This window comes from Lysinibacillus sp. FSL L8-0126 (assembly GCF_038630385.1).
Lineage (GTDB): Bacteria > Bacillota > Bacilli > Bacillales_A > Planococcaceae > Lysinibacillus > Lysinibacillus fusiformis_D.
This window is the reverse complement of record NZ_CP152028.1, coordinates 3,689,667-3,713,810: the sequence shown is the minus strand read 5'-3', so window position 1 is coordinate 3,713,810 and position 24,144 is coordinate 3,689,667. Positions and strand designations below refer to the sequence as shown.

Genomic DNA, 24,144 nt, shown 5'->3' with positions numbered 1-24,144 from the left:
AAAATACATTATACAGCTTCTGTTAACATTCAGCTCTTTTGATTACAATAAAAGCAATAAAGGAGGCAGAATCAATATGAAAAAAATATTATTACTTTTAGCAAATGGCTTCGAGGCCGTGGAAGCCAGTGTTTTTACAGATGTGCTTGGCTGGAATAAATGGGAAGGCGATGAATCAACAGAAGTCATTACAGTCGGGTTACATAAACAATTGCAATGTACATGGAATTTTAGCGTCATTCCTGAAAAATTGCTGCATGAAATTGATTTAAAGGATTTTGATGCTTTAGCAATCCCAGGGGGCTTTGAGGAAGCAGGCTTTTACGAAGATGCCTTTAGCGAGGAATTTCAAACAGTTGTGCGTCATTTTGATGAACAGAAAAAGCCTATTGCAACAATCTGTGTAGCCTCCCTAATATTAGGGCATAGCGGTATTCTACAAAATAAGAAGGCGACAACTTATAATCATCCAACAAGTAAACGATTAGAGCAGCTTCAATCCTATGGTGCAAATGTTGCTAATGAACGAATTGTCTACACAGAGCACATTATTACATCTTCGAACCCAGGCACTGCATTCGATGTCGCATTTGGCTTACTTGAAATGCTAACATCACCTGATAATACATTGAAAGTAAAGGATTTAATGGGCTTTAAATAATTTTATAAAGCTGTCCAAAAGAGTTCATTTTGGACAGCTTCATTATGTACATTTGTTTTCTGATATTGATTGTAATAACTTCACTCCTAACTCTTTACTTCTTGAAACTAATGATATAGTTCTGATTAAGGATCAATATATAGGTGTCAATCACGAACCGCTAAGGCACTGACTACCAGTTTTGAGTTAGTAAACATCGTTTAAACATGATTTACAGCAGGATAAAAAGCAGGCTTACACCAAATATTATGATGTAACCCTACTTTTTACTTTATTGCTATTATTTTTCTAATGGTGCTGTTTCTGATGTGTTAAAATCCATTTCCTTCGCGTTGTCTAGCACATCTTTTGGAATCGTAATCGTTGTTACCGCATTGAAATCATGATATTTAATTGTAGTTTGCTGTCTTGTTTTGATCGAATTGCCTTCCACTTTCATCTTTAAGGTCATATCCATAGCAATTTCTTCTACATCAAATGTTTCTTTATTAATCAATAATTTATATGTGAGACTATCAAAGGACATGTTACCTAATTGTGCCTCTAGATCAGCATCCATTCCTAAATTCATTGCGCCAAGCTGCTGCTTCACTAGCTCTGTGAATTTATCCCCAGCACCCTTTAGTGTTAATTCATAACGGTTTGCTGTTTCAACTAATGTGAAATCTTCAGCAAATGCTTGTAGCATCTCCAATTGTTCTGTTGCATCTGGCTGTATCCCTGTTTGGCTAAGTACATCCTCAAATAATTGTTTCGGGAACTTTACCCAAGCCTTTTGCTCTGCCTCATACATATACATACCATCTTTAGCCGTCATATACATTTTAATCGGCAAATTAATCGCTTCACCACTTGTTGGATCTGTTAGCGACATTGTACCATCAGCAAAGAATTGCATCGGCTCTGTAACAATTTCCATCTTCATGTTGCCTTTAGAATCCATTTTCATGGTTTCCTTGCCATCGTTTGCCTCCACTGACTGAGAGATGGTCATGGTAGCCTTCATGCTTTTTAGCTCTTTTTGCTTGGCTACTGTTTTAGTAAATACTTCCTCTAACAAAGCACTATTTTTTGTTGTAGTAGACTGTTCTTCCTTTACCTGCTCCCCTTTAGGGTCTTCCCCTTTTTCTTCCGGTATAGGCTGTGTATCCACAGGTAAGTCTAATGCGTTGACGATAAATGTTGCTAACTGACCACGCGTAACATTTTTATCTACACCAAATTCTGTGGCAGAAACCCCCTTCGCAACGCCTGCCTCATACAGTGCTGTTACTGCCTCTGCAAATGGACTATTTTGCTGTACATCAGTAAATGGGCTTTTGCCTTTCGCTGTTAAACCTGCTGCCTCTGCTACCATTATCGCCATTTGACCACGTGTAATCGTGTCATCTGGACGGAATGTATCATCCTCATAGCCTTGTACAACCCCAAGATTTACTAGTGTAACTATCGCCTTATAGTATGGGCTAGATGAGTCAACATCCTTGAAATTCGGATTTTCTACAGTCAAATCCGTTGTTGTTAATTGAAAAGCACTTGCTATCATCTTTGCCGCCTGTCCACGTGTTACGTCCTGTGAGGGCTTAAATGTACCATCTGGAAAACCATGAATAATATCTGCTGCATGTAATGTGGAAATACCGTTAAAATATGCATGATCTTCGCTCACATCTGAAAATGGACTAGCAGCCGAAACAGGTACTACTGCAACAGCTGTAACCGCCATTGCAGCTGTTGCCGCCGTATAAAGCTTATGTTTTTTCTTTGTCATAATTAATCGTCCCCCCATTTATGTAAAATGTAATGCTTACATATTAATTTTATCTAAAGATTTGGGAAAATGCTAGGTTAGTTGGAAATTAAAATATAATTATCCAATATATCCGTCATTTGGTTCGATCTAATTTTTATCCTCCATATAAAAAAACCGACCTCCTAAGAGATCGGTTTTTATGATGATGATTACTCAGCAGCTTTTGCGCGTAGAACCATTTGTAGGATACCACCGTGACGGTAGTAGTCTACTTCTACTTCTGAGTCGAAACGAGCTAAAGCTTGGAAAGTTTTAACTGTGCCGTCTTCAGATTTAGCAGTTACTGTTAAGATTTCACGTGGTTTTACGTTGTCAGTAATGTTAACAGAGATTTCTTCTTTACCAGTTAAGCCTAGTGTCTCAGCAGATTCACCTGGCATAAATTGAAGTGGAAGAACACCCATCATTACTAAGTTAGAACGGTGGATACGCTCGTAAGATTGTGCGATAACAGTTTTCACGCCAAGTAGGAATGTACCTTTCGCAGCCCAGTCACGAGAAGAACCCATACCGTAGTCATTACCAGCAAGTACGACTAAGCCAGTACCTTGCTCTTGGTATTTCATACATGCGTCATAGATATACTCTACTTCGCCTGTTGGCCAGTAAGTAGTGAATCCACCTTCTGTACCAGGAGCCACTTGGTTACGGATACGGATGTTTGCAAATGTACCACGCATCATTACTTCGTGGTTACCACGACGAGAACCGTAAGAGTTGAAGTCACGGATTGCAACACCGTTTTCAATTAAATATTTACCTGCAGGTGTATCTTTACCGATTGCACCAGCTGGAGAAATATGGTCAGTTGTGATTGAGTCACCGAACTTCGCCATAATGCGTAAGCCGTCTAAGCCTTGGATTGCTTCTGGCTCTTTTGCAAGACCTTGGAAGAATGGTGGGTTTTGGATGTAAGTTGATTTATCATCAAATGTGTATAGAGACTCAGTTGATGTTTCAATTGCATTCCATTTTTCGTTCGCTGTGAATACTGTTTCGTATTCTTTTTGGAATAACTCACGGTTAACAACAGTACTTAATACTGCATTAACTTCTTCTGTTGATGGCCAAATATCCGCGAAGAATACTTCATTACCATCTTTGTCTTTACCGAATGAATCTTTTTGTAGATCGATATCCACTGTACCAGCAAGTGCATAAGCAACAACAAGTGGTGGAGAAGCTAAGTAGTTAGCTTTTACAAGTGGGTGTACACGACCTTCAAAGTTACGGTTACCAGAAAGTACAGAAGTTACGAATAAGTCATTTGCTTTAATTGCATCTTCGATTTCAGGAAGTAATGGACCTGAGTTACCGATACATGTTGTACAACCATAACCTACAGTGTTGAAGCCGATTGTATCAAGGTACGTTTGTAAACCTGAATCTTCAAGGTAACCAGTTACAACTTTAGAACCTGGTGCTAAAGAAGTTTTTACCCATTTAGGCACTGTTAGACCTTTTTCTACAGCTTTTTTCGCCACTAAGCCCGCAGCAATTAATACGTATGGGTTAGATGTATTTGTACAAGAAGTGATCGCTGCAATTGCAACAGCACCTGTTGGAATTTCTACATCGCCTTCAGCGAATTTCGCTACAGAAGTTTTTGCGAATTCATCTTCTGTTAAACCGAAACCTTGTGTACCTTGTGGTGCCACCACTGCTTCTTTGTAACGAGAACGCATTTGAGATAGTGGAATTAAGTCTTGTGGACGTTTTGGACCAGAAAGGTTTGGTTCGATTTCAGCTAAGTTTACTTCTAAAACATCAGTGTAAACTGGCTCTAATGCTGGATCGAAGAACATGTGGTTTGCTTTAAGGTAAGCTTCAACAACCGCGATGTGCTCTTCGTCACGACCAGTTAAACGCATGTAGTTTAATGATTCTTCGTCGATTGCGAAGTAACCACATGTAGCACCATATTCAGGAGCCATGTTTGAGATTGTCGCACGGTCAGCTAGTGGTAATTTAGATACGCCAGGTCCGAAGAACTCAACGAATTTACCAACTACGCCACGTTGACGTAATACTTGTGTTACTTTTAATGCTAAGTCAGTAGCAGTTGTTCCGTTTGGAAGATCGCCAACTAATTTAACACCGATAACTTCTGGAATTGGGAAGTATGAAGGCTGACCAAGCATACCTGCTTCGGCTTCAATACCACCTACGCCCCATCCAAGAACACCGATACCGTTGATCATTGTTGTATGAGAGTCAGTACCTACTACTGAATCTGGGAAAGTTTCGAATGTGCCGTCAGCATTTTCGTTTACGTGTACAACTGGAGCTAAGTACTCTAAGTTTACTTGGTGAACGATACCTGTTGCTGGTGGTACAGCACGGAAGTTATTGTAAGCAGTTTGAGCCCATTTTAAGAAGTTATAACGCTCAGCGTTACGTTCAAACTCAAGGTCCATGTTTGCTTGCAGTGCAGATGCATTACCGTATTTGTCAACTTGTACTGAGTGGTCAATTACAAGGTCAACTGGAATAGCAGGGTTGATTTTGCTTGGGTCACCGCCCATTTCCTTCATTGCAGAACGAAGTGATGCAAGGTCAACAACTACTGGTACACCAGTAAAGTCTTGTAATACAACGCGAGATGGTTTGAATGGTACTTCTGCTTCAGGGTCAGCACCATTGCCCCATTTTGCTAATTCGTTTACATGTTCTTCTTTAATTACATACGCATCATATTGACGTAAAACAGATTCTAATAACACTTTAATTGAGTAAGGAAGGTTTGAAACTTTTGCAACGCCAGCTTTTTCAATCGCAGCTAAGTCATAGTAATTGTAAGTTTTACCATTCACTTCGAATGATGCACGGCTGTTGTGTAAATTACCTTGTGCCATTTGCGGATCCCCCTAAATATATCTTTTTGAAAAGGCTTTAAAAATGTGTAGCATCTTTTCTCCAATACCCATGATAGCGCATTTATATTCATAAGTAAATTACATTAATATTATCTTTTTTGATAAGCATAACTTATGACCTTGGTTTCTACCCTGATGTTTTTAATTTTTTGATGTGCATAATATCAAGGGTTTGTATTAATGTGGGTTTCTATACCTATCTAACGAAGCATATCTAAATGTATTTAACTGTGGTACAGATTGCGGTACGAGCTGCGGTACACGAACTTTTTGTAAAAAGTGTACCGCAGGAATAAATAGTAAATAAAAATTCATCCGGACACGTATGAGTAGTAGAAAAAATCAATACAACAACTTTTACTTTTAGATTATTAACTTCTTTATAATTAAACATTAAAGAAATGATGCAACTATTTTAATAACTATATAATATACATATACACATATGACAATACCTTACAATTTGTTTCTTTTTGGATAATCAGTTCTGCTTTAATAAAAAACAAACCAGGTGCACATTTGAGCGTCTGGTACCATTCATATGATTAACCAACAGTTTTTCAACTTGTGTTTTTTAAATGTAAATTGGGGAAAAATTTAGGTACTTCTTTTTAAAGACATCGTACTATATTAAAGAGGAGGATTTAATGAAGAAAAATCCGCAGACTGAGGCGAATAAACGTTGGCAAGCGAAGAATAAAGAACGTGCTAAATATCTTAGTGCACGATCTGGAGCACGTAGCTTTATAAGAGACCACGCCTTAGAGGAAGATTTAGACGAGCTCATGGAATTAATATTAGAACGTAAACAAGTATTATTAGAAATGAAAATAAACCAAGATGGCATGTAGCTGTCTTGGTTTATTTATTTTTGTATTTTATTAAGTAATTAATTTGTGGAAATAAAAAAAACCAGGTACTCATTGTTGAATGAGCGCCTGGCCTTTGCTTTAAATCCTAATCAAATTCTTTTTTTATCTGTAATGCAAATTGTTCAATAGATTTTCTATCTTGATAAATTGTAATACCAATACCGGAACGAGTAGCTCTATGAGAGTTATATTCTCCTGCATCAATCCAAAATTGGAATTGATAAATCTGTTCATCAATTAGGTCACTATTATTCGCTAAAATAGCAAATGAAAAAGATGGATCCGTTGAGTCCCATACTTCTGCTTCCAATAATTCGTCCCAATTATTTAATATCAGCGTATGTAGCATTATAAGATCACTTCGTAAAACCAAAAACTTAAAATCTAAATGATGTTCACCACAATTAAATTTAATCAAAATATTACTGGAAACAGTATCACTCTCTATATTAACCACTTCTAAACTTGTCTTTGATGCATCAAATGATCTATCGTATAAGGTTGCCATAATTAAATCTTACCATCCCCAGTTACTACTAATAAATTTCTTAGCGATTTCCCCACTATCAGGTTTGTAAACCGTTACAACCTCTTTTGAATTCCCTATAAACACTACATTAATATTTTGATCTTTATCATAAATAGCTCTAGCACGTGTATGTTTATCCATGAATTTTTTTCCATTTACAATTGCATCAGCAACTTGTTTGGAAGAAAGTTGACGTGCATTAGCCTGTATAACTGCGTGTGAAGAAAATTTCACTGTTGCTTTTGGAATTTGTTTTACAACTAGTTTAACACATGTAGCTGCAACGAACCATACAATCGGAGCGACCCTCGGAGCAACAATAAATTGTTCAGATTCCAGTGAATTCATAAAAGGAGTTCGTGCAGTGTTAATAGAATCCCAAAAATATTGTCTTTCAACATCGGTAAATGATTCATATAGTTCCTTAAATTCTGGATGCTCATTTATATAATTTTCAGTATCTAAAATGTATTTATTATATTCCTCTGTATCTAGTTGAGGAACTAATAATTCAGTTTCCGAATATAAACTTTCATTTTGATCATTATCTGTGAATTCCATTGCTGAGGCAGCTGATGGAAATACAATGCTAATTAATAAAGTAAATGTTAGTAAAATACTAATAATTTTTGTATGTTTCATGATTTATCCCTTCAAACTTGTATTTGATTCACTAGCAAATCCTTACCTCGAGTTAATTATTATCCTATCATTGGTAACTTCCCCAATTCAATATTATGTTCACGCCACTTTTTTGACGGTGTGAACGCCATTAATTTGGCGCTACTCAAAGGAAATTCGTCAAGTCCGCCAAATCACGCCACTTATTCCCATCTTTTTTTAGTGGTATCGGTATTTTTTTAGTGCTATATATACATTTATAGCGTTAACTCCATTTTATGCTTGATATTTTCAATAAAAACAAAAAAATATTGCTAATAACAAGTTCACTAATTTGACTATTGACATATTATTTACATTACTATTCTTATAATATTTTTATGAAATGCCCATTACCGATTAAGGTAACAGGCATTTGCTGTTAAACGCTACGTTGTGCAATGATAATCTTCAATCCTTCAAAATCACCACTTGTCATAGTTCCATTATCGAATTTTTCAAGCCATGACTTATCAATCACCTTTTTGTCTACGGCTTGTTGAATGTAATCACGTACTGCAGCTTTTGCGGTTGTGCTTGTGAATTTCATAGTATCATCCTCCTTTTGTTTTTGTGTATCCTCTACAATGAGTTGTACCTTTATGGCACTACTTGAGGGCACGATTACTTGTCCTTCAAATTTATAACCTGCAGGCATCTTCCATGTTGTAGGAATTTCAAAATGAGGTGCATCATACTGACCTACAGGCCAATAGCCTCCCCTAGTGATTCCTAGTTAGCTATTGCCCCAACCTTTGAAAGAGTAGAAATATCATATAAATTTCTTGGCGGTGCTACAGCAATATCCCAAGCTCTACGCGATGTATGATTACTATTTCGTGTCCAGGTAACTACTTGCCCTGGTCTTGTTCTACCTTGCTCATATAGATAGTTTTGGCGAGCTTGGCTACGATATTTCTGTGATGAAAACAAAGTCAATACCTGCCTTGTAGCACTCTTGAAAGAGTAGTCGGCAGGCTGTTTGTGCCATCTTCTCCAGTGTCTTTATAACGCTTCAATAATTTACGGAAAATAGATGTATTGAAATAGAATGTGGCACTTTCTGGATACTCTGCACCTGTTGATCTATTCCCTTTAGCTACACGACCCATAATAGGGACTTGTGTTTTGGTTTTGTCCATACGTGCCTCTAGGTTGATTAGCTGTGCAAATAAATAACGTTTTCCTTCAACCCTCACATACGCTTTCCCTTGTGCACCATGAATAGCATCACGAGCATGCATGGTTGTGTCTGCAAAGTACTGAAGATTCAACGGAATCACTGGTTTCTTTTGTTCCAATTTATTGCCCTCCCCTCTGCTACTACCGTTGTGATATAGAGCTGAGATATAGCCCTGTTACGTTTACAACTTCGCTCGTAACAACAGATTTCAGACAACAGTAAAGTTGACGAATTTAATGTTTTGTTAAATGATTCTGTATTAAAATAGAAAAATAACCAGGTACTCATTCGAGCGCCTGGTTTTTTACGATAAGATGATACATTAAACAGTCATATTCAGTTAGTGCAGAGCTCTTAAAAATAAATGTTTCTTATCTCATAGGTTTATCTTGGAACCACCAATCGCCAACATTATCAACAGCAAAATCTATTTTCCAAGGTCCAATTGTTAGCGATGAATTAATATCTTGATAACGAAACTTGTATTGATATTGATTTATAGAACCTGGGTACCCAGTATTAAATTTATCTTTTGTTCTGACCAAATCCGCTTTCCATGTGCCGCTCACCTGTCTTTCTACTATTAGAGCTGTAACACCAATTGCGCCTAATGCTTTTGATACTTTATCAGATACTAATTTATTAGGAAGCTTTACTCCTAACCATGCACCTATAACAATTACACCTGTCATTAAAGTGGCTACATCACTAAATGATGTAGCTACACCTTTAAAAGAAAGACTGGCTGGAGCTACATAAACATAATCAGTAGCATAAACTGACATATCTGAATTTGTATCTGCATTAAAGTCAGGTTCAGTTATCTCAAGATTAATATCTTTACCATTTAAAGTAGCAATACCAGTAGAACTATTATAAATCAAAGTACTTTTTTCATTTCCGTTATTGAGTGAGTTTACTACAAAACCATCGTCAGTATATTCAACATTAATATCAATATTATTTAAAGAATTAACTAGATTAAAATTAAGCGAACTATCCGTAGTTACAGAATCTACTACCCTATACTCTGTTGGAGCAATTTCTGAGGCATATGCATTAGGAATACATACACTGCTACTTGCAAATAACATAGTTGAACAAAGAGCACTAGCAATTATTTTTTTTGAATTTAACATTTCATCACCTCATAATGGTATTTTTGGTACTATTTTACACTAACTTAATTAGGTATTTATGTAAAGTTATAATTTTCCGTCTCCTTTTTTTTCCTTTCTACTATAATAACTTCTAACAATTAAATTAAAGACAAAAGTCATGATTATCAAATATGCTGGAACTCCCCAATGACCTGTCGTAAATCTATCATAAAACCCCCAAACTAGGACGGATGTAAATAAAAAGACTACTGTTAGTCTTTCTGATTTTGGATAGATTTTATATTTATGCTTTTTTTCCACATCTTTAATATTGTTATTCATTTTTTCGTCACCCCTTTAAATTTTCTTATTAGTATTATATTCTCCAATTAGGAAAAAAATCCCTCTTTCATTTGTTTCTTAGTACTTGGATTCTTGTAGAAAAGCTTCACCCCGTGGATTTGCAACTAGTTATTCATTTATGCATTTTTAATTCAAATGGGGACATACTCATTCAACAAAGGTAGCCCTTCATGTAATACATTTTGTAAGACTACGAATTGAGCTGAAACTCCCCCACCCCTTTGATATCATAGAGTAAATATTTAATAAATACACATACCGATGATGGCTATAGACCCTTTTCAGAAGGGGCATATCAATTAAATTGGAAAGAGCCCAATACATTGGTCATAAGGTACGCGTTTGATTATACGTCTCTACACAGGTAGTTTCACTAAAATATAATTAGTACTTTTGAAGTTTGCACTAGAACTATGCTAGTAAAGGGTCACTACTCGCAGCGTGATCCTTTATTATTTTCTAACCCCACCATGAAACCCATTTAGTGTACAATTTCTTTCAAAAACGATGCCGTTCATGCAATAATTCGATTTCATTATTAATTTTCATTCACATAGCCTGTTTTATCCTCAAAATGTGAAGTAACATAAAAGCTCTTAAATCGGAGAATATATTCAGTCCTTTGGGATGAATAATAAAAAAATTTGTAACATTAACATTCGTAACACCAATCATTTCAACTCGTTATCACGTTGATATAACTATTTTTTATCTACGGGGCTTGAAAATGGAAATTTATATGCGTTTAGAATTGTTTGTACAAAATTTGAAAAGGTCTATTGACTTTTATAAAAATACAATTCAATTAGAGTTATATCCACAAAATGAGACTAGCTTTAAATAGAAAAACCTTAATGTACTTTTAACGCAATAAAATATTCTTTCAAAGGACCATTATTTCAGCAATATTAATACCTGGCGAAAAGGATATACGCGCTCTTTATATTTATTCTTTCCCAATTGCTCCTGTATCTTTTAAATCTTGCGATTCACTTTGGATTCAATGCCCTTAAAATCGCTAATACTCGAAGGACACTATTTAAATCAGTATCGGGACGTCAAAACAAACCGTGAAAGTTATTGGTGCTTAACAATTTTTTTCAAAAAATATTCCATCGATTTTGTCATATATGCATCTTTCCGTCGTATAAAGACGGTTGAAATAATGCCGTATTTATCTGGGATTGGATGACAATAAACCTTGCCTGTAGTAGAAAGATGTTCAACAGTTGATCGCGGAACAATCGTAACTCCTAGACCAATTGCAACACTTTTTAAAATGGTTTCTAATATGTTAAATTCAATGATCCTTTTAGGGAGTAAGCCCTCGTCTTTAAGCCACTGCTCTAGCTTCGCTCGATAACCGCAACCTTGATTTGACATAAGAATTGGTGTAGTCATAAATTCCTCTATATGAAAAGTTTTTTTGGGGGTTATAAGAACGAGTTCTTCATTACATACATCATATTGTTCTAAAAGTGGATGTTTAATGGGCCCGGTAATAAAAGCCCCGTCTAATTGGTGATCTGTTACTTCTTTAATGAGTTCTTCAGTTAAACCAGCTTGCAGTGTTAAATCGACATTGGGACACTCTTTGTAATAAGAAGCAAGAATATTTGGCAATATATTCACCGTTTCAACTGTACCAATTTTTAAAGTACCTGCTGGTGAATCACTATCTAAAAATACTTGTTTCAATTCTTCGACATCCTGCAAAATTTTATTAACATATACTAGCATTTTTCTTCCTTCTGCATTTAATGTCATCCCCTTTTTATGGCGGTAAAAAAGCGATGTTTTGAGCTCCTTTTCTAATAGCTTTATACGCGCAGTTACATTAGATTGAACATAATTTAATTCCTTTGCTGCATGGCTCACACTTCCGTGATTTGCGACGCTCTTAAAAATCAACAAGTCTCGTAGTTCCATTAAGTGCTCCTCTTGTAAAATATCATTTTAAATGTTGTTATTAATCGTTTTCAATCATTATACATGATGCATATTCTTTTTTATAATGGCTATTGCGGAATTTAAAAAGAATTGGGATATACGGAGTGATAAATGTGAAAAATGTTCAATTATTAAAAGGCGCAGTGGCATGTTTAATAGCAAGTATGTCATGGGGAGCAATGTTTCCAGTCGCAGATCATGCTTTGGCCTACATAGATCCATTCTATTTTTCAACTATACGATATGGAGCAGTAGCTATTATACTAGTCATTTTCTTATGGATAAAAGAAGGAAGACAGGCATTTCGTTTTGAAGGAAAAGGAAAGCTGCTAGTCTTCTACGGAACGATGGCTTTTACTGTATATAATGTGCTAATTTTCTATGGCCAAATGTTAATGGGAAAATCAGGTATTATGGTAGCTTCTATTATGGAGGCGCTCATGCCGATGATTTCAATTGGCGTTTTATGGGGATTTAAACATGTGAAACCGAAGAAATACATGATGATCAGTATGGCTATTGCTTTTATTGGTGCAATTTTTGTCATTACAAAAGGTGATATAAGCTTCTTACTTACACTTAAGCATAATCTGTTTTCACTCGCATTTATCCTCATTGGTGTTGTTGGATGGGTGATTTATACGATGGGTGGAGCATCATTTAGTGATTGGTCTACCCTTCGCTATTCAACATTGACATGTGTTTTTGGAACAATTGTAACAGGTTTCTTAACAGTGTTATTTACAATCCAAGGGCATGTGTCTATGCCAAACATAGTAACGATTTCTGTAGTTAAGTATGATTTATTATTCATGATGATATTACCAGGTTTTGTGGCATTACTTAGTTGGAACTATGGCGTAAAAATTTTATCGTCCGTAAATGCAATTTTATTCATTAACTTCGTCCCAATCACAACATTAGTCATTATGATGATCCAAGGATATAAAATAACAATTTTTGATGTTGCAGGGACATTGCTTGTTATTATCGCCCTCATGCGAAACAATGTATATCAGCGTAAAGAAGAAAACGAGCATCAGAAGAATTTACTAAAGGAACAGTTGAGTAAGGTTATTTGATTTAAACGTTTGGAGGTTTTTATATGTATGAAAGTTTATTATTCTTCTTTGCTGCTGCAATTGGCTTAGAGCTTGCTGCAATTAATCGAAATGGTCGTAAAAAAATAGAACAGCAGGCTGAAATGATACAGCTATTAAAAGATGTACTTAGAAAATAATTAAGTTTAATAAAGGCATTATTAAGAATAGTGATTACTATGTATCTTCAATGTGTTATAGTGCGTATCTGACTAAGCCATCGACGGGCATAAACCAATTCGAGCTGTGGCGTATACAAACGCTGCGGCTTTTTCTTTATTTATCGCCTTTAAACTATTTGAAACCTTTGCCAGTTTCATCCGTAAATTAATGCAGACAGTTTTCCTTTATCATCATTAGGAGGTTTCCGATGAATACTTTTGCTTTAATAGCTTTTCTATTTGCATCAGTTTCTTTTGCTTTTGCTTCATCAGCTGATGCTAAGATTAAAAAGCTAGAAAAACGTATCGAAGAACTTGAAAAACACAAGTAATTACTTTAATACATAAATAGGTTAATAGAGTGATTAAATTATTTTTTTACGAAAGGAAGGAATGATTAATTAGATGAATAGCATCTCTCCTATCTATAACTCTACATATTCTAGATTATAGAAAGGGGGAGATTTAATATGGGAAATGAAGTTTATAGTACAGACTATGGCAAACATGATAATTTATCATTTGCACTAATCGTTGTCCTATTTATTCTTTTAATTATTGTTGGCGCTCGTTTTATGCATAAGTAACACCTTTATTATTGGCTACATCCATAAACGCCTTCTTTAAGCTACCATAATCTAATGCTATCTAACATCCTTCTACACACTTATTATGATCAAAGGGTCTTCCCCCACCCCAGTGACCCTTTTATTAATTTCTTTTCTTCACCTGCATATATTGTCACAACTCGTTTACTGAACACTTCTTTCAACTATTTCCTTATCTCATTCCTATAGGCTTAACTTCCCTTTTGTCAGCACTGGCTTAGATAATACTTTCACTGTATTCAGCTTCCATGCATAACAACCACCCATCAAATCACCAAAGTGCAGTTCATCGACCTCTAATTACTTCTGAATTCAATGACCATTTAACTGATTTAGAAGTTAAATGACAACACCCATTGGTAAATTTACATTTCCAATTCCATGCTTTTGAAGCGCTTTTTTAATTGGAGGGACATTCACAATATCCTATGTCCATTGTTTTACCAGCTTGGATAGCAATTGGATCAAGGTGTTGTCCTACTACATGTTTCAATTTTTTCTCACCAAGAGTGATTAAGCTCACTCAAGGTTGCTTAATTGTGGTAGCCTTCATCAGACAATCCCCTTCTAAAGCAAGCTCAACTGCTCATATATTTTTCGACAGGTATGTCTCAAACATGCTATGCACTGTTTCTACCATTTCAAGCAGAACGAACAACTACTTCTGCTACTCCAAAGTGTTCTAACAGCTCTTTACACTACATTAACCTTCATCATTTCGACAGTCTTTTATTTAAAAGATATCCATTAGCTTATGAATATCATTTAGACTGTCTCCAAAACAACATGCTACTACGCAAAAGAATGAAGAGTAAGATATCAAAAGAAAAAACTGTGACAAACATTGTATTTGCCACAGTCTAAAAGCCCCGAATTGAATTGTAGGTGCTATTATAAAATTTTATCCTTACAAATTTAATTATTATTGAATTGGACAGGAATGTACCAAAACTCCTCAAACTTGATGAATGTTCATCGTAACTGCTATACCCGACTATGCTTCCTTGGGTTCAACATGTACATGCACTTCATAAACGCCTTGTTCTTCAACCATATTTTTTTCAACAACAGACGCGACATCGTGAGCTTCCGTTATATCTAAGTTTGCATCTACAAGAATGACGACGTCTATCACCTCGTTGTTGCCATAATTTCTTCCTCTGATTTCTTTTAGCCCTTTGACTCCCTCTATTTTTAAAATAATATCTTTGTATGTTTGAAGAATTTTCTCATCAAATCCATCAGAAAGTTCATGAGAAGCTTCTTTAAAGATGTCCCAAGCTGTTTTACAAATGATGAAACCTACCACTATAGCAGTTACCGTATCCAACCAAGGCATATGTAGTTGTGATCCTAAAATCCCTACAGCAGTGCCAATACTTACCCAAGCGTCTGACAAATTATCTTTAGCGGCAGCCATGACTGCTTTACTGTTTATCTTGTCAGCCAATTTTTTATTGTAACGATAGACAGCATACATAACCACTGCTGATCCTAACCCAACATAGGCTGCGATCATATCTGGAGATTCTTTTCCACCTTGAAAAATGGACGTAAAAGCACCCACTAATACTTGAATACCAACCGCCATCATAATAAATGAAGCTACCATCGATGCAATGGTTTCACTTTTCCAATGACCGTATCGATGATCATGGTCTGCAGGTTTTTGAGAAAGCTTTAGCCCTATAAGTACTGCAATAGAGGCAATAATATCGGTCGTATTATTTAGCCCATCCGCCTTCAAAGCTTCTGAACCCGTCATGTATCCCATTACAACTTTTATAATGGACAAAACTATATAGGCAATAATACTGATGATTGCACCACGCTCACCTAATTTAAGATTATTATATCTTTCTGCTTCCAATTCACTTACCTCCCACTTACGTACATTTTTATAATAACAACTCAACATCGAGTGGGTCTACAGCAACCTTTTTGCCTTACTATACATAAGTAGGAGGAGTATAAAAGTGTTGATTATGGGAAAAAATACAGCCTTGAGGAAGAAACTTAGTCACTGGTTGAAAACCTAGAAATTATTATTTTAAACGAATAAAATAATATAGAATCTGTTCTTTAAGATTTTTTCCTCCAACGAACACACCTTACAAAACTTGGTCATTTCCATATTTGGGAGTGACCCTTTTTATGTTAGGTCATTTGCTGACATACAAAGAGCCTGCCCCAATGTCTAGCAAGACTCTTAATCTCAACTTTTCTATCCTCGCAAAAACCCGCCTTCTGAATGAATGATTTGTCCAGTTATCCATGTAGCCTCTTCACTTGCAAGAAAGCTAATGGTTTTCGCCACGTCATCAGGCGTACCAATCCGACCCATTGGAAATTTCGGTAACAGATAGGTTCTAATGCCGTCATTCATCCAAGTAGAATCTGTTGGCCCTGGATTGACAGCATTTACGGTAATATCTAAGGGAGCGAGTTCTTGAGCTAAGGACCTTGTAAACGCTGAAATAGCTCCTTTCGTCGAGACATAGGCTAATTCTCCAACCATTGGACCTAAATCCTGACCTGATGTCATATTAATAATTCTGCCTGCTTTTAAATTGGCCTTTTTCCAAAGTCGGGCAAATTCAACAGAAAGAAGAAAAGTTGACCTCATATTGATTGCGTAATGTTGGTCGAGTGTTAGCGCATCTAACTTTAAATAGCCATCTTGTGCTGAATGAGCTGCATTATTTACTAGAATGGAAGGTACGCCTAGTTTTTCAACAACCTTCTGACATATCGTTTGTGCTGCCAGTGGATTTGATAAATCAATCGTCATATCTTCACAAGAGACCCTCATACTCTCTATCTCCATTTGGAATTCATCAATCCAAGCAGGATCAGCTTGCCAGTGTGTGAAAAAAATATTTACCCCATCCGCAGCCAATCTTCTGCAAATAGCTGTACCAATATCTCTTGGATGACTTGCACCTGTAACGATAGCTATTTTATTCATCATTCTTAACCTCCATTTTATAGGATATAGAGGTGTTCGTTGATATAAAAAAGGAGCATAACCAAACTGGTCTGCTCAGTCTTTAGTATTAACGTACAACCTCACCCTAAATAGGCTCTCCTCTCTATATAAGAGGGATGTGCTACTATTTATTTCATAGATTGTTTATGCCAGAGTTTTTCTATACAGCTCTTTCCTAATCAATGATCTGCATTTAAAAAACTTTTGTCATAACCCTTTAATCTAAAATTTTGATATTATTTTGAACATCGATAGAAAATTGCTCTACATCATAATGATGTTTCTTAATCATGTCTTCCGCTAGCTGATAAACCTGCTTTTGTATCATGTTATTTTTCTCTTGTGTTAAATTAATCCTTATCTGAATTTCCTCAGATGTAATACTATGATCGATACTGAAGATGCCATAATTTTGGTCAATCATTTCTTCAAATAGATTGGCGAGGACATCATTATAGCTTAGTCGCGTTGAGCTAGGCTCTGCTGGTTCGTAAAGATTTTTTAACGTTAATTGAAAAAAAACGGGATTTAAATTATTTTCTTTCAACACATTCAACATAATTTCTTCTATTTTTTGTTTGGTGCTAGTATCAGCCTTGTCTGGTAATGACACGAGAAGTTCGATTTTGTCATTAGGCAGAACCCCGTAATCTAATTGAAAGCTATAATTTTCTTTGCGCAAGGCATGGGAAATCTCACTGATTAAAAATTGATATTGCTGAATATAACCCAATAATTCATTATTGCTGGGCTGTGGCACTGAAACATTGGATTTTTCAGCATATTGAATAGGTGCATTCGCCAAAAGGAAAAATCCACTACAAACAATAACAGCTAGTAGAAACCATAACGTAAATACCTTTTTGATAAACATTTATAGCCCCCTTATTCGGGACTATATGCAAGTTCTGTAAAGCTAATTACGGTAGAATCTTATAAAACAACACACGATCTTGATTTTCGCCACCGTAATTGCTGTGGACGGACACCTTATCCATCTCTTTGTCACCCTTTTCCATTCTAAAGCCCATATTCGTATGAAAGGCTATCGAAATTTCGTTTATAGGTGACGTGACACATTTCACAATATTTCGATGATATTGCTTCACTACATGAAAGAATACGTCGTATAACCTTTTTGCAATATTCTGTTTTCTGTAATCAGGATGGACCCCAACAAAATGGATAAATGCTTCATTTGAGTTAGCCTGCGATAAAAACCCTACAAGAAAGCCAATAATTTCGCCATCCTTTTCCATAATTAGGCTAGTATTCGTAAAATGATCAAAAAATAATTTGGGCAGCTTATCTGACATATTCCTACCTCCCCACCACTCATTAATCAATGGAGATAAAATATAGTAATCTGAACTTTTTAAGCTACGAATGTTCATGGAATCCCTCCTCTATTTTCAACTCATCCTGTAACATTGGCAACGGATCAGGTGCTACTACAATTAAATAAATCGTTACAATCACCATGGCAAACACGTTACCAATACGTATGAATTTGATTTACAAATCAGATAACTTCGGCGTTTCTTTATAGCGCCAACGTTCAAAAAATAAAACTTTCCTCTGGATTATATAAGCTCCATATACAATAACCATAAACAGGTATGGATAAAACAATGCTGATGAATAACATCTATATACCCTCCATCTACAATGTTAAATCATATTCTCATTTTACCCTACCATTTATTTCAATTTCAATGATTCAATCAAACCTTTGCCATCACTAATGATTTTAACGTATCACTTAACGTCTGAATGCGATTGGTCGTATCGGTCATCCTCACCAGTAGCTGATTTTCATCTTCCACTGAATGTAAAATATCGCCAGTGGACTCAGCATTTTGCTCAGTCATTTTATTAAGTCTTTCAATTTGCACTTGGATTGTCTCGAACTGTGAAATCGCACTGCTTAATTCATGCATTCCCCTAGTTAAATCTGTATTGGTTTGAGCAAATGAATCCTTCAAGACATTTAAGAAATGACTGACTTCCTGCAACAATTGTTCCCCATGCTGTAAGGCTTTCTCACCATCGTCAGAACGTTGATGTGCTGCTGTTGATTTTTCAAACAAGGTTTTCGTCACATTTGTAATACTTACGGTAATCGCCGCGCTTTCCTCTGCTAGCTTGCGTACCTCATCTGCCACTACGGCAAATCCTTTACCATGCTCCCCTGCTCTGGCCGCCTCTATGGCCGCGTTCAATGCCAATAAATTGGTCTGCTCTGCAATATGCGTAATTCCCTTTAATAGGCTATCTACCGTTTGCAAGCTGTGCTGTAGCTCATTTACAGTTTCTGCAATTGAGCTCATCGCATCACTCATCACGCTCATCTGGGCCATCGCCTCCTGCATTTTGTTCCAACCTGCCAAAACCTCCTGCTGCAGCTCAGTTGATTTTCCTACGGTATCCTTTGATATGGTCAAAGTTTCATTCACGAAATGAACGGAATCGCCCATTGTGCCATGAATCACTTGCAGACTAGAGGCTTCCTGCTGAATACTTGCCGAAATAGCCTCTGTCGCTAGCAATATTTGTTTACTAGTCGTTTGCTGGAATTGCGTGACATGCTCATCTAAGGCCTGACTGCTTTTTTCAATTTCAAGAAAGGTATTTTGTAACTGATTGAAGGATGCTTGTACCTCATTTTGCTGCGCCTTTGCATGTTCAATCAGCTCATTCCCCCATTTGGCTAGCAAATAAAAGACAATAATCACGCCATTCATAATCGCTAGAAGTGTTACAAAGACGATGATATCATCAAATGGGCCCAACAAGGATGACGAGTTGACCATATATAAAATGAAAAAGCTAAGATTTGTTAGAATACCAAAGAAGACAATTAATTCTTTTTTAAAATACAAGGCAATAATGGCCACCGTGCATAGTAAAATATAATGCTTATTTAATGAAAAGCTATCAAGCAAAAATAGTGTAAAAACAACACTTGATGGAATTAAGCCAAAGATAAAACCTTTGACATACGTTTTGATGGGTAATAAATAATTACAAACTGCCAATGAAATGACAGCAAGCCCAATAAATAAAAAATGTATTCCTTTCGATAGAATCATTGGTCCGCAAATTAAAATGGCTAAGATTGAGATGATAGCCAAATTGACACGGTGGACTTTCCGTGTGTCGTAACGAATTTTATTCTCCATTTTTATCCCCCTAAAAAATGAATGGACATTCAGTTTAATTTTCTATTATTATATAGTATAACTACTACTTTTTGTAGCTAAATATTGCATTCGAAAGCATATTTTAGTCATTTTTGAAATAAAAGGGGGAAATACATTTGACTAATGTCCAACAAATCGCACCAAATTTCTATTGTATTGACACACATGATTTAAATCGTGTGCAGCGAACGAGCTCCTATTTATTAATGGATGAAAAAATTGCCTTGATCGAAACTTCTGCAAGCCCTTCCGTTCCTTATATTATGGCAGGATTAAAGGAATTAAATATTGCATTAGAGGATATTCACTATGTAATCGTGACACATATCCATTTAGATCATGCTGGCGGCGCAGGTTTATTTTTACAAAGCTGTCCTAATGCCAAATTAGTAGTCCATCCACGAGGGGCGGCTCACATGATTGATCCAAGTCGCCTTATTTCCAGTGCAAAGAGCGTTTATGGTGCTGAATTTGATAAACTCTTTGATCCAATTGTGCCTATCGATGCTACGCGAATTATTGAGGTTAGCCATGAACAGCGTCTATCTTTAGGACAACATCATTTAACGTTCTTTCATACAGAAGGTCATGCTAAACATCATGTTTCAATGCTTTATTCTGCTACAAATGGCTTGTTTGTCGGGGATACAACAGGCGTTCGTTACCCAGAAATGGATGGTGAAGCGATTGATTTAATCATTCCGTCGACTTCTCCAAACCAGTACGACCCAGAAACAATGGAGCTATCTCTTCAATTGTATGAAAAGCTCCATGCAAGTGAACTATATTTCGGCCATTACGGTGCGTATAAAAATCCAACAGAGGCTTATCGTCAGGTGCGCTATTGGACGCCTCTCTTTCTAGCAGAGGGCAGAAACGCACAAGCGGCATCAAGTGACTTCCAGCAGCAAGTTCGCTATCTAGATGATCGCTTAAAGACGCTTTTATTCAGCTATTTACAGGAAAACGACATTCCCACAGATCATCCAGTCTATCAAACAATCCCGTTCGATACGATTGTGTCATCAATGGGCATACTGGACTACTTAGAAAAAGTAAATACCCAGGCGTCACGCTAACAGTAAAAAGAGGTGTCTCTAGTGATTTTGGAGACACCTCTTTTCGGGGCCACAAGGAAACTTGCGAAACGCTTAGCTTCTCCACTTGCATCCCTATAAAGGGGACTGCTGCTAATGTAGTCAAAACTAGCCTGTTTTTCAGTAGGATTGCTTTTTTCCTACTAGCTGATGCTTGCTTATTCTTTTTACTAGGTTTAGAAGGGCCATGTATTCACCTAGATAAATTTGAAAAGGAATCATTCTTTTAAACGATCCAAAGCAGCTTGAAAATCCTGTTGCTCCCCCACCTCACGAAATGATTGAAAGGGGTTACTCCCTTTTTTCATACGTTCCATGACAGCAGGAATCGTGAAGAACTCTGGTGATAGACTCTCATGAACTTCCCCCCAATGCAGAGGTGTTGCGACTAAGCCCTGTACATTGCCACGAGTGGAATAGGGAGCAATAATGGTTTTACCCTCAGCATGCTGTAAATAATCTAAATATAATTTTTCATGACGATTCTTTTTTAAACGCTCCATTGTATATAAATTCGGTTTTTGCTGACATAAAAAACGACAAACAAATTCAGTAAACACACGCACCTCTTCATAGCTAAAAGTATTTTCGGGTAATGGAATATAAAGCTGTAAGCCTTTCCCGCCCGATGTTTTGACAAAAGATTGTAGATTAAAAAAGTCAATAATGTCCTTTAAATCAAGTGCACCTGTAATAGCTAATGAAAAATGCTGTGCTGAGGGAGGATCCAAATCGAAAACAATTTCTGTTGGATAAATGGAATGCTGTGTCTGAAATGGAATGTGCAGCTCTATAGCCAGTTGATTTCCTAACCACAAAAGGGTTTCCATATTGTTACATATTATAGTATCAATATGATCCATCGCCGTCGTTGCCACAAAATCAGGCAGTTTTTCTGGTCTACTTTTTTGGTAAAAGCTTTCTCCTGGAACACCATGTGGAAATCGTATTAATGTTAGTGGACGATCCTTTAGAAAAGGTAATAAATAGGGCGCGATGCTTTGTAAATAGGATAAATAATAATCCTTTGTTATACCCATTGCAGGCCACACTGGTTTCTCTGGATGGGTAATGGGTACTGATTCGGGGATTGGAAAAAGCTGCCGCTGCATATGCTGCCATTGACAATCTTCTGGTGATAGCTCTAATCGGAAAGCATGAAATCTAGGCTCTCGAAGCTTACTGCCGTCGAAATCTATACATGCGATATCGACACAAATAGAAGGCTCTAACTGCCATAGTCCTTTATGGCGCTGCCCATTTGCCTGAAAGAATGCGACAAGTGTTTGCTGTTCTTCTTCAGCCATGCCATGCTTAAATGTAACGACTTCTCGTATTTGTCCCTCATCATAAATTGAGCCATGAAAATAGCCATTGACCTGATCATACTGCGTTACTATGACCGTCACATAACGCCAATTTTTAATTTTTAACCAATGACTAGAACGGGTGTTATCCAGCCATTTACTTGTTTTCTTCTTCGCCACCATGCCCTCACCATTGTAAACCTTGATGGCTTGCCATACATTCTCTCTGTCCTCATCACCTTGGATCATTTGTATAGACCTTGGATCCTCATAGTCGACGCTTGGCAGTTTTAATCTTGTTGCAAGCTTGGACAATTGCTCTTTACGTGTTTTTAAATAGCGGTTTTGCAGTGACACCCCTTTGAAAACTAGCACGTCAAACACAAGATAGCGAAAAGGAAAAGCTTTTGCATGTGTCTCAATGGCATCTTGATTTTGCATTCTCCCTCTTTTTTGAACAATGGCAAATTCGCTTTTGTATTGATTGCGTAAATAAACTAACTCCCCATCTAAGGTTAGTGGTAAAAATGCTTGAATGGACGCATGTATTTGCTGACAAAAAGCCAAAATTTCAGGAAACAAGTGGTTTAAATTTCGACCATTACGGCTAATGAGCAGCGGCTCTTCATCCCAAACTAATATACAGCGAAAACCGTCATATTTCGTTTCAAATAACCATTCACCGCCACTAGGAATATCATTTGTTTCCGTTAAAAGCATTGGTTTCATTTCACCATACCTACTTTGCTTTTTATTTTCAGTGTTTGATGATTTCAATTTAAGATACATAAAAAGCATCAAAATATATCATAGTAAGAAAAACGAGGTGACAAACAATGCATACAGTGTGGAAAGGCAGTATTTCCTTTGGACTGGTTAATATCCCTGTGAAACTACATGCCGCTACTGAAAATAAAGATGTTAAATTGCGACAGCTTCACAAGGAGTGCCATACGCCGATTAGCTACAAAAAGGTTTGCGAGGGCTGTAACCAAGAAGTAAAAGATGAAGAGATCGTCAAAGCTTATGAATATGCCAAAAATAAATTTGTCGTGTTGGATCAAGAGGATTTAGAAAACTTGCGTAAGGAAAATGAAGATAAAGCTGTGGAAATTATTGATTTTGTGCAATTAACTGAAATTGACCCCATTTATTTTGAGCGCACTTATTTCCTCTCTCCTGATGCAACCGGAGCTAAGGCCTATTCCTTATTACTTAAAACATTAGAGCAATCAGGAAAAATTGGCATTGCTAAAATTATTATTCGATCTAAGGAACAGCTTGCCATCGTGCGCGTTTATCAAAATGCCCTCGTGATGGAAACCATTCACTATCCAGATGAAGTGAGAAGTGTTGGGGATGTTCCAAATATTCCAAGTGAACAGGATGTTGTACCAAAGGAGCTTGAAACAGCTCTATTGCTGGTAGACCAATTGACGACTACATTCAACCCTGAAAAATATACGGACGATTACCGCAATGCTTTACTAGAATTAATCGAGGAAAAGAAAGGTACGAATACGATAGCGACCAGTGATAAACAACGTCCAATTCCTGATAATGTCACAGATTTAATGACAGCACTACAGGCTTCCTTAGATAAAACAAAAAAGCCAGCTACAAGAAAGCGTACTACACGCACAAAGAAAAATGCTTAAAAAAAGCGTATCCT

General features: G+C 36.6%; 23 protein-coding genes. 8 read left to right on the top strand and 15 right to left on the bottom strand.

All coding sequences use genetic code 11. The features are described from left to right. Nucleotides 1-76 precede the first annotated feature (76 nt). Nucleotides 77-661: a DJ-1/PfpI family protein gene (locus tag MHI34_RS17955; RefSeq protein WP_036120893.1), complete on the top strand. Its 585-nt coding sequence runs from the start codon at nucleotides 77-79 to the stop codon at nucleotides 659-661. Nucleotides 662-941: 280 nt separating this feature from the next. Here the strand turns inward: MHI34_RS17955 and MHI34_RS17950 are convergent, their stop codons facing one another. Then, on the bottom strand, nucleotides 942-2,432 hold the full coding sequence (locus MHI34_RS17950) for an S-layer homology domain-containing protein (RefSeq protein WP_058843691.1): 1,491 nt from the start codon (nucleotides 2,430-2,432) through the stop codon (nucleotides 942-944). A gap of 191 nt (nucleotides 2,433-2,623) precedes the next feature. After that, a complete protein-coding gene (gene acnA / locus MHI34_RS17945) occupies nucleotides 2,624-5,329 on the bottom strand; it encodes an aconitate hydratase AcnA (protein ID WP_036120887.1) in 2,706 nt (901 codons plus the stop codon). Nucleotides 5,330-5,997: 668 nt separating this feature from the next. On the opposite strand from acnA, the gene MHI34_RS17940 reads away from it, so the two are divergent. Continuing rightward, nucleotides 5,998-6,201, top strand: a complete 204-nt coding sequence (locus tag MHI34_RS17940; protein ID WP_058843690.1) for a hypothetical protein — start codon at nucleotides 5,998-6,000, stop codon at nucleotides 6,199-6,201. A 106-nt stretch (nucleotides 6,202-6,307) separates the two neighbouring features. On the opposite strand, the gene MHI34_RS17935 is transcribed toward MHI34_RS17940, so the two are convergent. The 7 genes from MHI34_RS17935 to MHI34_RS17905 form a co-directional block, all read right to left on the bottom strand. Beyond that, entirely contained in the window at nucleotides 6,308-6,730 is a 423-nt protein-coding gene (locus MHI34_RS17935) for a hypothetical protein (RefSeq protein ID WP_036116903.1), read from the bottom strand. Nucleotides 6,731-6,739: 9 nt separating this feature from the next. After that, complete coding sequence (locus tag MHI34_RS17930) at nucleotides 6,740-7,393, bottom strand: DUF4258 domain-containing protein (RefSeq protein WP_089932753.1); 654 nt, start codon at nucleotides 7,391-7,393, stop codon at nucleotides 6,740-6,742. A gap of 400 nt (nucleotides 7,394-7,793) precedes the next feature. Next, complete coding sequence (locus tag MHI34_RS17925; protein ID WP_342503732.1) at nucleotides 7,794-7,961, bottom strand: hypothetical protein; 168 nt, start codon at nucleotides 7,959-7,961, stop codon at nucleotides 7,794-7,796. Between the two features lie 385 nt (nucleotides 7,962-8,346). Further along, a complete protein-coding gene (locus tag MHI34_RS17920) occupies nucleotides 8,347-8,712 on the bottom strand; it encodes a phage tail tube protein (protein ID WP_170829827.1) in 366 nt (121 codons plus the stop codon). Nucleotides 8,713-8,965: 253 nt separating this feature from the next. Beyond that, the gene (locus tag MHI34_RS17915; RefSeq protein ID WP_058843688.1) at nucleotides 8,966-9,733 is read right to left on the bottom strand and encodes a hypothetical protein; all 768 of its coding nucleotides are present in this window, start codon (nucleotides 9,731-9,733) and stop codon (nucleotides 8,966-8,968) included. Nucleotides 9,734-9,799: 66 nt separating this feature from the next. After that, the gene (locus MHI34_RS17910) at nucleotides 9,800-10,036 is read right to left on the bottom strand and encodes a hypothetical protein (protein WP_036116996.1); all 237 of its coding nucleotides are present in this window, start codon (nucleotides 10,034-10,036) and stop codon (nucleotides 9,800-9,802) included. 1,098 nt (nucleotides 10,037-11,134) lie between these two features. Further along, nucleotides 11,135-11,986 carry a LysR family transcriptional regulator gene (locus tag MHI34_RS17905; RefSeq protein ID WP_271910046.1) on the bottom strand — a complete coding sequence of 284 codons (852 nt, stop codon included), beginning with the start codon at nucleotides 11,984-11,986 and terminating at the stop codon, nucleotides 11,135-11,137. Nucleotides 11,987-12,120: 134 nt separating this feature from the next. On the opposite strand from MHI34_RS17905, the gene MHI34_RS17900 reads away from it, so the two are divergent. From MHI34_RS17900 to MHI34_RS17885, 4 genes are all read left to right on the top strand, one after another. Then, the gene (locus MHI34_RS17900; RefSeq protein WP_342503731.1) at nucleotides 12,121-13,089 is read left to right on the top strand and encodes a DMT family transporter; all 969 of its coding nucleotides are present in this window, start codon (nucleotides 12,121-12,123) and stop codon (nucleotides 13,087-13,089) included. 23 nt (nucleotides 13,090-13,112) lie between these two features. Further along, complete coding sequence (locus MHI34_RS17895; protein ID WP_080717008.1) at nucleotides 13,113-13,247, top strand: YrzO family protein; 135 nt, start codon at nucleotides 13,113-13,115, stop codon at nucleotides 13,245-13,247. A 230-nt stretch (nucleotides 13,248-13,477) separates the two neighbouring features. After that, nucleotides 13,478-13,600: a hypothetical protein gene (locus MHI34_RS17890; protein ID WP_255358790.1), complete on the top strand. Its 123-nt coding sequence runs from the start codon at nucleotides 13,478-13,480 to the stop codon at nucleotides 13,598-13,600. Between the two features lie 138 nt (nucleotides 13,601-13,738). After that, entirely contained in the window at nucleotides 13,739-13,855 is a 117-nt protein-coding gene (locus MHI34_RS17885; RefSeq protein WP_082673696.1) for a YjcZ family sporulation protein, read from the top strand. 1,015 nt (nucleotides 13,856-14,870) lie between these two features. Here the strand turns inward: MHI34_RS17885 and MHI34_RS17880 are convergent. The 5 genes from MHI34_RS17880 to MHI34_RS17860 all read right to left on the bottom strand — a co-directional run bounded on the left by MHI34_RS17880 (nucleotide 14,871) and on the right by MHI34_RS17860 (nucleotide 20,047). Next, the gene (locus tag MHI34_RS17880; RefSeq protein ID WP_101966709.1) at nucleotides 14,871-15,746 is read right to left on the bottom strand and encodes a cation diffusion facilitator family transporter; all 876 of its coding nucleotides are present in this window, start codon (nucleotides 15,744-15,746) and stop codon (nucleotides 14,871-14,873) included. 354 nt (nucleotides 15,747-16,100) lie between these two features. After that, complete coding sequence (locus MHI34_RS17875) at nucleotides 16,101-16,844, bottom strand: SDR family oxidoreductase (RefSeq protein ID WP_342504483.1); 744 nt, start codon at nucleotides 16,842-16,844, stop codon at nucleotides 16,101-16,103. A gap of 238 nt (nucleotides 16,845-17,082) precedes the next feature. Next, nucleotides 17,083-17,739 (bottom strand): hypothetical protein, encoded by a 657-nt coding sequence (locus tag MHI34_RS17870; protein ID WP_058843683.1) that lies wholly within the window; start codon nucleotides 17,737-17,739, stop codon nucleotides 17,083-17,085. A 46-nt stretch (nucleotides 17,740-17,785) separates the two neighbouring features. Continuing rightward, nucleotides 17,786-18,259 (bottom strand): GNAT family N-acetyltransferase, encoded by a 474-nt coding sequence (locus MHI34_RS17865; protein WP_141905657.1) that lies wholly within the window; start codon nucleotides 18,257-18,259, stop codon nucleotides 17,786-17,788. Nucleotides 18,260-18,589: 330 nt separating this feature from the next. Then, the gene (locus MHI34_RS17860) at nucleotides 18,590-20,047 is read right to left on the bottom strand and encodes a methyl-accepting chemotaxis protein (RefSeq protein ID WP_342503730.1); all 1,458 of its coding nucleotides are present in this window, start codon (nucleotides 20,045-20,047) and stop codon (nucleotides 18,590-18,592) included. A 137-nt stretch (nucleotides 20,048-20,184) separates the two neighbouring features. On the opposite strand from MHI34_RS17860, the gene MHI34_RS17855 reads away from it, so the two are divergent. Further along, complete coding sequence (locus MHI34_RS17855; RefSeq protein WP_342503729.1) at nucleotides 20,185-21,147, top strand: MBL fold metallo-hydrolase; 963 nt, start codon at nucleotides 20,185-20,187, stop codon at nucleotides 21,145-21,147. A 236-nt stretch (nucleotides 21,148-21,383) separates the two neighbouring features. On the opposite strand, the gene MHI34_RS17850 is transcribed toward MHI34_RS17855, so the two are convergent. After that, on the bottom strand, nucleotides 21,384-23,201 hold the full coding sequence (locus MHI34_RS17850) for a DNA ligase D (RefSeq protein WP_101966711.1): 1,818 nt from the start codon (nucleotides 23,199-23,201) through the stop codon (nucleotides 21,384-21,386). 107 nt (nucleotides 23,202-23,308) lie between these two features. On the opposite strand from MHI34_RS17850, the gene MHI34_RS17845 reads away from it, so the two are divergent. Continuing rightward, complete coding sequence (locus MHI34_RS17845) at nucleotides 23,309-24,130, top strand: Ku protein (protein ID WP_058843681.1); 822 nt, start codon at nucleotides 23,309-23,311, stop codon at nucleotides 24,128-24,130. Nucleotides 24,131-24,144: the final 14 nt, after the last annotated feature.